Genomic DNA, 11534 nt, shown 5'->3' with positions numbered 1-11534 from the left:
TCCGACAGTCTTCGGCGTTTCGGGCCGGGCCGGTCCGTCAAGGGTGGCCGAAGGCCATCGCGCAGCGACGCGACCGAAGGGAGCGCCCTTGACGGACCGGACCGGACCGGAAGGACAGTGGACTGGCGGGAAGCCCCCGGCCCTCCACGCACCCCGGCCCGGGGTGCACCGCCCCACCCCCGGCCGAAGCCCCCGCCCCACATCCCCACCACCCCGGGCCCCACCTCCCCCCCCCGCACCCCCCCCGCACCTCCCCCCCCCGCACCCACCCCCGCCATCGGGGTACCCCGGCCCGGAAGCGGAACCCGGATCGCCGGTGGATGTGGGGAGCTGATGTACCGTCGGGGGGATGAGCAAGCACCGCCGCGCCGGATCCGGAACCGGTCCCGCCTCCAGCCCCCGTGCCCGTACGCCGGAACGCGGCGGGCGTCGCCGTGGTGCCGCCCGGCGGCGGGGAGCGGCGGCCGGGCGGCCGTCCCGGGCGCTGGTGCTGGTGGCCACCGCCGGGCTGCTGCTCTTCGGGGCCGGATGGGTGCACGCCCTCTACGAGCAGCCCGGCGCGCCCGTGCCGCCGGCCCGTTCCGACGGCCGACCCAAGGCCCACGCCCACGCCGACGCCCCGCAGCATGCCGCGCGCGGCGGCCGGCGTCCCGACGTCCTCCAGGGGCTCCCGGCGGCCGCCCTCAGCGAGTCCACGCGGGCCCGTATCCCGACCGAGGCGCGCCAGCTGGTCCTCGTCACCGGCAAGGCGAAGGACTCCTCGGAGTCCACCGCCGCCCTGTACACCCGCCCGGCGCCCGGCGCGGACTGGGTCAGGGCCGGGCAGTGGCCGGCCCGCAACGGCGCCAAGGGCTGGTCCACCGAGCGCGCCTACGGGGACCTGACCTCCCCCCAGGGCGTGTTCTCCCTCAGCGACGCGGGCGGTCTGCTGTCCGCGCCGCCCGGCACGAGGCTCCCGTACGACCGGGACCCCGGCTTCGTCGCCACGGGCCTCGGGGTGAACGGCGAGTCCCTCGCCGGTTCCTTCGACTACGTCGTGGCCATCGACTACAACCGCCGCCAGGGGGTGTCCCCGCTGGACCCGGTCATGCCGGACGGCAGGGGCCGGGGCGGCAACATCTGGCTCCACGTGGACCACGACGGCCCCTCCCAGGGCTGCGTCGGCCTGCCCAAGGCGGCGATGAAGCAGCTCCTGGAAACCCTGGACCCGGCGGCCCACCCGGTCATCGCGATGGGTCCGGCCGGCTTCTGAGCGGCGCCCCCTCGGGCCCCGCGTCCCACCGCTTCCCCCGGGCCAGCAGCCCGATGTACGCGAGGTCGAAGACGGAGCACAGCGCGCCCAGTCCCAGGATGAACCCGGACCCCTCCACCACCCCGAACAGCACGGTCGGCGCGAGGGTGCCCAGCCACTTGGCGACGGCGATCAGCAGCGACTGCCCGCGCGGTCCGCGCCGGGCGGCGTACAGGCCCAGGAACAGCCCCGACATCAGCAGGTTCTGCAGGAAGGCGGCGTAGCGGGAGGCGTCGTGCGCGCCGAACTGCGCCAGGAACAGCCACTGCACGGCGAAGCCCGTCGCGAAGACGAGCGCGCTCCACGCCGCGAACACCGGCCGGGTCACGAAGGCGGGCAGCTCGGCGCGCCCGTAGCGCAGGTACGTGGAGACGATCACCAGGTCGGCGGCGGCCCACACCACGTTGACCACCCCCTGCGGGGAGAGGCCGGAACGGAGGTCGCCGACGGCGTAGGTGGTCTCCCAGGCGAGGTTCAGGGCGAGGGCGGCGACGGGCATGGCGTACGTCCGGTCGCGGAGCCCGACCCGGATCGCCTCGACGTACACGAGGGTCCAGGCCAGCCCGCTGACGAGGGTCAGTATCAGTTCCACGGGCGCACCCTAGGCGCTGCGCCGGGCGGGGCCAACGGCCACGCCCGTTGCCGCCGGTCCCGCCCGACCCCTTGCCTGACGACCCGTCAGCTACGACGATGACCCGGCGGCGCAGCCGCGCCGGCCCGTCCGTCGCCGCCGCCCCGCACCCCCGCACGGCCGCGGGCGAAGACCACGACGACGGCGACCCCGACGGCGACCACGACGACGGCGACCACCACCACCCACCACCCATTACCGCGAGACGGGGACGGACGGCCATGGCACGCGTGTTTCCGGAAGGCCGGCTGGCGTACGGGATGCAGCTCCCGGTCCAGTCGCAGAGCACCATCTACGCCGAGCCCTGGGAGGCCTCGGCCGGCGCGGCGGACCTCGCCGCGGTGGCGCGGGCCGCCGACAGGGCCGGCTTCGGGTACCTGGCCACCTGCGACCACGTGGCCATCCCGCGCCGGCTCGCCGGGCCCATGGGCACGGTCTGGTACGACCCGGTGGCCACCCTGGCCTTCCTGGCGGGCATCACCGAGCGGGTGCGGCTGCTGAGCCACGTCGCGATCGTCGGCCTGCGCCACCCGCTGGCCACCGCAAAGCAGTACGCGACCCTCGACCACCTCTCCGGCGGCCGCCTGGTGCTCGGGGTCGGGGCCGGGCACGTGCGGGAGGAGTTCGAGGCGCTCGGGGCGGACTTCGAGGGCCGCGGGCCGGTCCTCGACGAGACCCTGGACGCGCTGCGCGCCGCCCTCGGTCCGGAGGAGTTCCCCGAGTTCGAGGGGGAACGGTTCTCCTTCCGCGACCTGGGCCAGCTGCCCCGCCCCGCCCAGCGGCGGATACCCGTCTGGGTCGGCGGGTCCTCGCCCGCCGCGGTCCGCCGGGCCGCGGTACGCGGGGACGGCTGGCTCCCGCAGGGCGACCCGCGCGACCGGATCCCCGCGCAGGTCGCCCGGATCCGCGAGCTGCGGGAGGCGGCCGGGGTGGAGGGGCCGTTCGAGGTGGGGGCGATCACCGAGCCCCTCTACGTCGGCGAGCCCGGCTGGGACACGGGTCGGCGCACGCTCACCGGCAAGGCGGAGGCGCTCGCGGAGTCCCTGCGGGAGTACCGGGCGCTGGGCGTGGACCAGATCCAGGTCCGCTTCCGCAGCCGCGACCGCGCCGAGCTGGTGGACCAGATCACGGCGTTCGGCGCCGAGGTGGCCCCCCTGCTCGACGACCGGAACGACCCGACCCGTCCGACCGACCCGACCGACTGAGGGAGCAACCGTGGGAAAGCTGGACGGGCGTGTCGTCGTCATCACCGGTGCGGCGCGGGGCCAGGGGGAGCAGGAGGCGCGGCTCTTCGCCGCCGAGGGGGCGAGGGTGGTGCTCGGCGACGTGCTCGACGAGCAGGGGGCCGCCGTCGCCGAGGCGATCGCCGAGGAGTGGGGCGGGGACCGGGTGCGCTACGTCCGGATGGACGTGAGCCGGGAGGAGGACTGGGCGGCCGCCGTGGCCGTCGCGAAGGAGGCCTTCGGCCGGGTCGACGGGCTGGTCAACAACGCGGGCATCCTGCGGTTCAACGAGCTGACCTCGACCCCGTTGGAGGAGTTCCGGCAGGTGGTGCAGGTCAACCAGGTCGGCGCCTTCCTCGGGATCAAGGCGGTCGCCCCGGAGATCGGGGCGGCGGGCGGCGGGACGATCGTCAACACCTCCTCGTACACGGGCCTGACGGGCATGGCGTACGTGGGCGCCTACGCGGCGACGAAGGCGGCGATCCTCGGGCTGACGCGGGTGGCGGCGCTGGAGCTGGCCGCGCAGAACATCCGGGTCAACGCCATGTGCCCGGGCGCGGTGGACACCCCCATGGCCAACCCGGGCCTGCTGGATCCGGCCGGGCTCACGGACGAGGCGCGGGAGGCGATGGCGGACCTGTACCGGCGGGTGGTGCCGCTGGGGCGGGTCGGGCGGCCGGAGGAGATCGCGAGGCTGGCGCTGTTCCTGACGTCCGAGGACTCCTCGTACATCACCGGCCAGCCGTTCGTCATCGACGGGGGCTGGATGGCGGGGGTCAGCATCCTCTGAGGGATCCCCGCCCGATCCCGCCCGCCCTACATCTGACGGAGCGTCAGTTGTGCCCGCCACCGCTCTTGACGCCCCCACCGCGCGGTGGAACAGTCGGACCCATCGAATCTGACGCAACGTCAGAAACCTAAGGACGGTGAACCCCTTGGAATTCGGGCTCTTCGTGCAGGGATACGTGCCTGAGGCGCGGTCCAAGGTCGACCCCGAGGCGGAGCACAAGGCGCTGCTCGAGGAGACCCAGTACGTCATCCAGGCCGACAAGTCCGGCTTCAAGTACGGCTGGGCCTCCGAGCACCACTTCCTGGAGGAGTACTCCCACCTCTCCGCGAACGAGGTCTTCCTCGGCTACCTCGCCGCCGCCACCGAGCGCATCCACCTCGGTTCGGGCATCTTCAACCCGCTCGCCCCGGTGAACCACCCGGTGAAGGTCGCCGAGAAGGTCACCATGCTCGACCACCTCTCCAAGGGCCGCTTCGAGTTCGGCACCGGGCGCGGCGCCGGCAGCCATGAGATCCTCGGCTTCCTGCCCGGCATCACGGACATGAACCACACCAAGGAGATCTGGGAGGAGACCATCGCGGAATTCCCCAAGATGTTCCTCCAGGAGGAGTACGAGGGGTTCCAGGGCAAGCACTGGTCGCTGCCCCCGCGCAAGATCTTCCCCAAGCCGTACGGCAAGGCCCACCCGGCCATGTGGTACGCCGCCGGCTCCCCCTCCTCGTACGCGATGGCGGCGAAGAAGGGCCTCGGAGTGCTGGGCTTCAGCGTCCAGAAGGTCTCGGACATGGAGTGGGTGCTGGAGCAGTACAAGACGGCGATCCAGGAGGCGAAGGCGATCGGCGCCTTCGTGAACGACAACGTCATGGTCACCTCGACGGCGATCTGCGCGGAGACGCACGAGAAGGCGGTCGAGATCGCCGTCAACGCGAACATGAACCGCTTCCAGTCGCTGGTGTTCCGCTACCACGACACGTTCCCGCGGCCGGAGGCGATCCCGCAGTGGCCCGAGACCCTGCCGGAGTACAACGCGGAGATCATCGAGCTCCTGATCGCGGAGGAGCTGCTGATCTGCGGTGACCCGGCGGAGGTGCGGGCGCAGTGCAAGCGGTGGGAGCAGGCGGGGGCGGACCAGCTGTCCTTCGGCCTGCCGACCGGGGTGTCGTACGAGGACACGATGACGACGATCAAGCTGATCGGCGAGCACGTCATCCCGCACATCGACACGGACCCGGTCCACCGGACCACGCGCTTCCGCCAGTCCGCGTCATAGGGGAGCCCGCGGGGCGGGGACCCCGCCCCGCGCAGCGGCCCACCCGCACCCGGTACGACACCGCACACCGCCACCGTCCAGGACGGGAAGGGAACCCCATGCTCGACCACCTCATCCGCGGAGCGACCGTCGTGGACGGCACCGGCGCCCCCGCCCGCGTCGCGGACGTCGGCATACGCGACGGCCGCATCGCCGTCATCGCACCCCCCGGCACCGTCGACGAGGAGGCCCGCACCAGCGAGGACGCCACCGGGCTGGTCCTCACCCCGGGGTTCATCGACCCCCACACCCACTACGACGCCCAGCTCTTCTGGGACCCGTACGCCACCCCCTCCATGAACCACGGCGTCACCACCGTCGCCGGCGGCAACTGCGGGTTCACACTGGCTCCGCTCAATCCGGAACGCCCCGAGGACGCCGACTACACCCGCCGCATGATGAGCAAGGTCGAGGGCATGGCCCTGGCCGCCCTCGAAGAAGGGGTCGACTGGTCCTGGGCGGGGTTCGGCGAGTACCTCGACGCCCTCGAAGGGCGGATCGCCGTCAACGCCGGCTTCATGGTCGGCCACTGCGCCCTGCGCCGCCACGTGATGGGCGAGGCCGCCACCGGAGACGCCGCCCCCAGCCCCGCCCAGCTGGAGCAGATGCTCGCCCTGCTCCACGAGGCCATGGACGCCGGCGCCTGGGGCCTGTCCACCACCCAGTCCTCCACCCACTCCGACGGCGACGGCCACCCCGTCGCCTCCCGGCACGCCGCGCCCGCCGAGCTCCTCGCGCTCTCCCGGGCCGTCGGCGAGCACGAGGGCACCCAGCTCGAAGCCATCGTCGCCGGCTGCCTCGACCAGTTCTCCGACGAGGAGATCGAGCTCCTCGTCGACATGAGCGCGGCCGCCGGCCGGCCCCTCAACTGGAACGTGCTCACCATCGACGCCGCCGTTCCCGAACGGGTCCCGCGCCAGCTGGTCCCCAGCGAGCGCGCCCGCAAGGCCGGCGGCCGGATCGTGGCGCTGACCATGCCGATCCTCACCCCCATGAACATGTCCCTCGGCACCTTCTGCGCCCTCAACCTCATCCCGGGCTGGGGGGAGGTCCTCGGACTCCCCGTCCCCGAGCGGATCGCCAGGCTCCGCGACCCGGACGTCCGCGCCGAAATGCTGCGCCGCGCCGACAGCAAGGAGGCCGGGGTATTCCGGCGCCTCGCGGACTTCGGGCGGTACGTCATCGGCGACACGTACAGCAAGGAGAACGAGGGGCTCGGCGGACGCGTCGTGAACGACATCGCCGCCGAGCGCGGCCAGGACGCCTTCCAGTGCCTCGTCGAGATCTGCGCCAACGACGACCTGCGCACCGTCCTGTGGCCGATGCCCACCGACAACGACCCGGCGACCTGGGCCCTGCGCGCCGAGACCTGGCAGCACGAGGACGTCCTGCTCGGCGGCTCCGACGCGGGCGCGCACCTGGACCGGATGTGCGGGGCGCCGTACACGACCCGGTTCCTCGGCGACTGCCTGCGCGGACGCAGGCTGGTGCCGCTGGAACAGGCGGTCAGGATGCTGACGGACGACCCGGCCCGGCTGTTCGGGCTGCGCGGGCGCGGCCGGATCGCCGAGGGCTGGCACGCGGACCTGGTCCTCTTCGACCCGGAGCGCATCGAGGCCGGCCCGGCCACCCTGGTCCACGACCTGCCCGGGGACAGCCCGCGCCTGGACTCCCGGGCGATCGGGATCGTGTCGGTGCGGGTCAACGGGGTCGAGACCATCCGCGACGACGAGGTGACCGGCGCGGTCCCGGGCATCGTGCTCCGGTCGGGCCGGGACACGAGGACGGTGAGCACGCGATGAGCGGGGAGCCGGCGCAGCGGCTGTACATCGGCGGGGAGTGGGTCGAGCCCGACGGCGGCCACTACGAGGTGGTGAACCCGGCGGACGAGTCCGTGGTGGGGCTCGCCCCCGAGGCCTCGCGGGCGCAGGTCGAGGAGGCCGCCCGCGCGGCGGCCGAGGCCTTCGGCCCGTGGTCCCGTACGCGGCCCGAGGAGCGGGCGGCGATCCTGGACCGGGCCGCGGACGTCATCCAGCGGGAGTTCGAGCCGTGGGCGGAGCTGGCCCGGGCGGAGACGGGCGCCCCGACGGGGATCGCGCGCGGGATGCAGGTCGGGGTGGGGGTGTCGCGGTTCCGGCGGTACGCGAAGGGGGCGCTGGAGCCGGTGGAGCGAGGCCTTCCGCCACAGGTCACCGAGGCCGGGCCGATGGGGAGGGCGAGCGTGCTGGGCGCGCTGGAGGTGCGCCAGCCGGTCGGGGTGGTCACCTGCATCACCTCGTACAACAACCCGTGGGCGAATCCGGCGGGCAAGGTGGCGCCGGCGCTGGCGATGGGGAACACGGTGGTGGTCAAGCCGGCCCCGCAGGACCCGCTGTCGGTGTTCCGGATGGCGCAGGCGCTGGCGGAGGCCGGGATCCCGCCGGGGGTGGTGAACGTGGTCTCGGGGCGGGCCGTGGAGGTCGGCGAGGCGGCGGTGGACTCCCCGTACGTGGACATGGTGTCCTTCACCGGCTCGACGGGGGTGGGGCAGCGCATCGCGGAGGTCTGCGGGCGGTCCATGAAGCGGCAGCTGATGGAGCTGGGCGGCAAGGGCGCGGCGGTGGTCTTCGGGGACGCCGACCTGGACGCGGCGGTGACGGGCATCGGCACCACCTTCTCCTTCTACAGCGGCCAGATCTGCACGGCCCCGACCCGGGTGATCGTCCACCGGTCGGTGTACGCGGAGCTGGTGGAGAAGCTGACGGGGTACCTGGCGTTCATGAAGGTCGGGGATCCGGCGGTGAAGGGGACGTTGGTCGGGCCGGTGATCTCGGCCGTGCACCGGGACCGGGTGGAGTCGTACGTGGAGCTCGGCCGCAAGGAGGGGGCGCGGATCGCGTACGGCGGGGAGCGGCCCGTGGTGGGGGAGGGGCGCGGCTTCTACGTGGCCCCGACGCTGCTGGTCGACTGCACCAACGACATGCGGGTGGTGCGGGAGGAGGTCTTCGGGCCGGTGGTCGTGGTCGTCCCCTTCGACGGGGGCGAGGACGAGGCGGTGGCCCTGGCCAACGACAGCGACTACGGGCTGATCAGCTACGTCTGGTCCGGGGACGCGGCGCGCGCCTTCCGGGTGGCGCGGCGGCTGAGGGCGGGCGGGGTCGGGGTGAACACGATCGGCCGGAACATGGAGGCGCCGTTCGGCGGCTTCAAGCGGTCGGGGGTGGGCCGGGACGTGGGCTCGTACGCGCTGCACGCCTACAGCGAGGTGCAGTCGATCGTGTGGGCGGGGTAGGCGGGTAGGGGGTAGGAGGGTAGGAGGGGTGGGCGGGTAGGCGGAAAATTGCCTCGGGAAATTTTCTAAACGGACATTTCGGTCGACGGTGCGGTTTCCGCATTCCGGAACCCCGTGTTCGGTGCCTGCGAATCAAGCGCATGGACCTGGAACGATCATGCAATCTCGCGTCGTAAACTGCCCGTGGATTGAAATTCCAAGGTGATTCATTGCGTCCACATCTGGACTTAACCCGTCCAGATGTGGAAATCGCACCCTCTACCGTCCTTTCACATGACACAGCTGGACGAGCGGCCTCGGGTCGGAGACACGGTAAGCGGCGTCGCCGAGGGCGACGGCGAGGTGCGCGGCAAGGGCCTCGGCAAGGGCTCCGTCGGCCTGGTGGGCAGCGCCGTCATCGGCATCTCCACCGTCGCCCCCGTCTACTGCCTGACCTCCACCCTCGGCTCCACCGCCGGACAGGTCGGCCTCCAGATGCCCGCGGTCTTCCTCGCCGGCTTCCTGCCGATGCTGCTGGTCGCCTTCGCCTACCGCGAGCTCAACAAGGACATGCCGGACTGCGGCACCTCCTTCACCTGGACCGTCAAGGCCTTCGGCCCGCGGATCGGCTGGATGTGCGGCTGGGGCCTGGTGATCGCCACGATCATCGTCCTGTCCAACCTGGCCGGCGTCGCCACGTCCTACTTCTGGCTGCTGGCCGGCGAGATCACGTCCAACCCCTCGATCGCCGCCCTGGACCACGACAAGTTCGCCCACATCGCCACCTGCCTGACCCTGATCGCCACCGCCACCGCCATCAGCTACCGGGGCATGACCGCCACCAAGGGCGTCCAGTACACCCTCGTCGGCCTCCAGCTCGTCGTCCTCGCGGTCTTCGTGGCCATGGCCTTCCAGAAGGCCTCCGCCGGAACCTTCGACACCGGCGTCGACTTCTCCTGGCAGTGGATGAACCCCTTCGCGGTCCCGTCCATGGGCGCCTTCACCGCCGGACTCTCGCTCTCGATCTTCATGTACTGGGGCTGGGACACCTGCCTCACCGCGAACGAGGAGACCATCGGCTCCGCCAAGACCCCCGGCCGCGCCTCCCTCATCGCGATGGTCGTCCTCGTCGGCTCCTACCTGGCCACCGGCGTCGCCGCCCAGATGGCCGTCGGCTCCGGCGGCCAGGGCCTGGGCCTCGGCAACCCGGAGACCTCCGGCAACGTCTTCGCCGCCCTCGCCGGCCCCGTCATGGGCCCGCTCCTCGGCATCCTGCTCTTCGTGGCCGTCCTCGCCTCCGCGGCCGCCTCGCTCCAGACCACCTTCATCCCGGTCGCCCGCACCGTCCTGGCCATGTCCACGTACGAGGCCCTGCCCGCCTCCTACGCCAGGGTCCACCCCCGCTTCAAGACCCCGGGCCGCGCCACCGTCACGGCGGGCGTCGCGACCGGCGCGTTCTACACGGTCATGACCCTGGTCAGCGAGAACGTCCTCACCGACACGATCTTCGCGCTCGGCCTGATGATCTGCTTCTACTACTCCCTGACGGCCTTCGCCTGCGCCTGGTACTTCCGCGGCGACCTGCGCCGCTCCGCCCGCGACCTGTTCTTCAAGGGCGTCTTCCCCGTCCTGGGCGGCCTGCTGCTGGCGGCGGTCTTCACCAAGACCCTCACGGACGCCTGGGACCCGTCGTACGGCTCCGGCTCCGCCATCCCCGGCCTGGGCGTCGGCAGCGTCTTCGTCATCGGTGTCGGCCTGCTGGCCCTGGGCGTGGTCATCATGCTGATCACCGAACGCCGCAGCCCGGCCTTCTTCCGAGGCGAGGTCCTGACCAAGTCGACGCCTTCGCTGGTGGTGGAGGACTGAGGGGGTTCCCGGCCCCGCCGCCGGGGGACCGTCGGTTCGGCCGGGCGGTGACCCACAGGGCTGAGCCTCGGCCGGGACGCCCATCACCCGAGGGCGTACTGCTCGTCCCCGAACTCGGCCACGATCTTCAGCTTGCCGCCCAGGGCCCGGACGTACGCGGCCAGGGTCTCGACCTCACTGCGCTCCAGCTGGCCGTTCTCGATCCGGGAGAGGGCGGGCTCCACGACGAGCACTTCCTTCACGCCAACGAGGGGATGGGTGGTGACCCCGGGTGCGGCGGGGTCGTTGGGCCGGGCATGACTGCCATCAAGCGCACCCTGTCCGCCCTGGTCCTCACCGGCGGCGCCGCCCTCGCCCTCACCCCCGTCGCCGCGCACGCCGCCGACGGGCCCTCCACGGAGACCCAGGGCCAGCCCGTCGTCGAGCGCGTCGTCGACATCGCCGGCCACCCGGGCCAGGCGGTGCAGGACACGAAGACCGCCCTCGCCGTCACCACCGCGGCCGCCGGCAGCGCCACCAAGTCCACCCAGGGCTCCCTCGCGGGCGCCGACACCGCCCTGAGCGGCGGCCTGCCCCACGCCCCGTCGGTGGGCTGACGGGACGGGGTGCGGCGGGGTCCGTTCAGCCCCAGGTGCGGGAGCAGAGCACGAGGCGGTAGCCGTCGGGATCGGCGACGGTGACGCCGTACTCGTCCCAGTACGGGTTGTGGGATGCGACCTGCTCCCCGCCGCAGGCGATGAGGCGGCGGACGAGGGCGGCGTCGGGGGCCTGGCCGAGGTAGACGACGAACAGGTCGTCCACCGTGGGGGCGGGGTCGACCGGGTTCTCGGGGTCCCGGGTGAGCTCGAAGTGCCACCCGCCGCCGGCCGGGCCGACCATGACGAGGTCGTGCTCCCCGGGGACGTGTCCCGTGGTCCGCCACAGGACGTCGAGCCCGAGCCCGTCGACGTAGAACCGCTCGGCGGCGACGAGGTCGCGGGAGGGGCGGGCGACGCGGACGTGGGTGTGTGCATCGATCATGCCGGGAGGCTACGGCGGCCGGGGTCCCAGGGGGCCCGTGGAGGGGCCGATCTGTCAGATGGGGCGGGGGCTTCGGCCGGGGGTGGGGCGGTGCACCCCCGGGCCGGGGTGCGTGGAGGGCCGGGGGCTTTCCGCCAGTCCACTGTCCTTCCGG

Annotated in this window: 12 protein-coding genes; 8 read left to right on the top strand and 4 right to left on the bottom strand. The window is 72.7% G+C overall.

The window, feature by feature from the left end; all coding sequences use genetic code 11:
* The first annotated feature begins 349 nt into the window (after positions 1-349).
* On the top strand, positions 350-1252 hold the full coding sequence (locus ACIRBY_RS38500) for a L,D-transpeptidase family protein (protein ID WP_403910068.1): 903 nt from the start codon (positions 350-352) through the stop codon (positions 1250-1252).
* On the opposite strand, the gene ACIRBY_RS38495 is transcribed toward ACIRBY_RS38500, so the two are convergent.
* Both ACIRBY_RS38495 and ACIRBY_RS38490 read right to left on the bottom strand, forming a co-directional pair.
* Positions 1224-1883, bottom strand: coding sequence for a hypothetical protein (locus tag ACIRBY_RS38495; protein WP_403910065.1), 660 nt, complete (start codon positions 1881-1883; stop codon positions 1224-1226). The two genes, ACIRBY_RS38500 and ACIRBY_RS38495, sit on opposite strands and share 29 nt — an antisense overlap.
* Before the next feature lie 86 nt (positions 1884-1969).
* On the bottom strand, positions 1970-2107 hold the full coding sequence (locus tag ACIRBY_RS38490; RefSeq protein ID WP_403910062.1) for a hypothetical protein: 138 nt from the start codon (positions 2105-2107) through the stop codon (positions 1970-1972).
* 36 nt (positions 2108-2143) lie between these two features.
* Between ACIRBY_RS38490 and ACIRBY_RS38485 the strand changes: the two genes are divergently transcribed.
* The 6 genes from ACIRBY_RS38485 to ACIRBY_RS38460 all read left to right on the top strand — a co-directional run bounded on the left by ACIRBY_RS38485 (position 2144) and on the right by ACIRBY_RS38460 (position 10360).
* On the top strand, positions 2144-3127 hold the full coding sequence (locus ACIRBY_RS38485) for a TIGR03619 family F420-dependent LLM class oxidoreductase (protein ID WP_403910059.1): 984 nt from the start codon (positions 2144-2146) through the stop codon (positions 3125-3127).
* 10 nt (positions 3128-3137) lie between these two features.
* Positions 3138-3935 carry an SDR family NAD(P)-dependent oxidoreductase gene (locus ACIRBY_RS38480; protein WP_403910057.1) on the top strand — a complete coding sequence of 266 codons (798 nt, stop codon included), beginning with the start codon at positions 3138-3140 and terminating at the stop codon, positions 3933-3935.
* Positions 3936-4080: 145 nt separating this feature from the next.
* Complete coding sequence (locus ACIRBY_RS38475; RefSeq protein WP_403910071.1) at positions 4081-5205, top strand: LLM class flavin-dependent oxidoreductase; 1125 nt, start codon at positions 4081-4083, stop codon at positions 5203-5205.
* A 98-nt stretch (positions 5206-5303) separates the two neighbouring features.
* Positions 5304-7046 carry an amidohydrolase family protein gene (locus ACIRBY_RS38470; RefSeq protein ID WP_403910054.1) on the top strand — a complete coding sequence of 581 codons (1743 nt, stop codon included), beginning with the start codon at positions 5304-5306 and terminating at the stop codon, positions 7044-7046.
* Complete coding sequence (locus tag ACIRBY_RS38465) at positions 7043-8515, top strand: aldehyde dehydrogenase family protein (RefSeq protein WP_403910052.1); 1473 nt, start codon at positions 7043-7045, stop codon at positions 8513-8515. The genes ACIRBY_RS38470 and ACIRBY_RS38465 overlap by 4 nt, the downstream gene beginning before the upstream one ends.
* A 273-nt stretch (positions 8516-8788) precedes the next feature.
* Positions 8789-10360, top strand: coding sequence for an APC family permease (locus ACIRBY_RS38460; protein WP_403910049.1), 1572 nt, complete (start codon positions 8789-8791; stop codon positions 10358-10360).
* Between the two features lie 83 nt (positions 10361-10443).
* Here ACIRBY_RS38460 and ACIRBY_RS38455 read toward each other — a convergent pair whose 3' ends face one another.
* Positions 10444-10602: a hypothetical protein gene (locus tag ACIRBY_RS38455; RefSeq protein WP_403910046.1), complete on the bottom strand. Its 159-nt coding sequence runs from the start codon at positions 10600-10602 to the stop codon at positions 10444-10446.
* A gap of 54 nt (positions 10603-10656) precedes the next feature.
* On the opposite strand from ACIRBY_RS38455, the gene ACIRBY_RS38450 reads away from it, so the two are divergent.
* Complete coding sequence (locus ACIRBY_RS38450; protein WP_403910044.1) at positions 10657-10956, top strand: hypothetical protein; 300 nt, start codon at positions 10657-10659, stop codon at positions 10954-10956.
* Positions 10957-10981: 25 nt separating this feature from the next.
* On the opposite strand, the gene ACIRBY_RS38445 is transcribed toward ACIRBY_RS38450, so the two are convergent.
* Positions 10982-11380, bottom strand: a complete 399-nt coding sequence (locus ACIRBY_RS38445) for a VOC family protein (protein ID WP_403910041.1) — start codon at positions 11378-11380, stop codon at positions 10982-10984.
* Positions 11381-11534 lie beyond the last annotated feature (154 nt).

The sequence above is a fragment of the Streptomyces sp. NPDC096136 genome (genome assembly GCF_044763325.1).
Taxonomy (GTDB): domain Bacteria; phylum Actinomycetota; class Actinomycetes; order Streptomycetales; family Streptomycetaceae; genus Streptomyces.
Note: the sequence above shows the minus strand (reverse complement) of the source record. Positions and strands in the feature narration are given on the sequence as shown.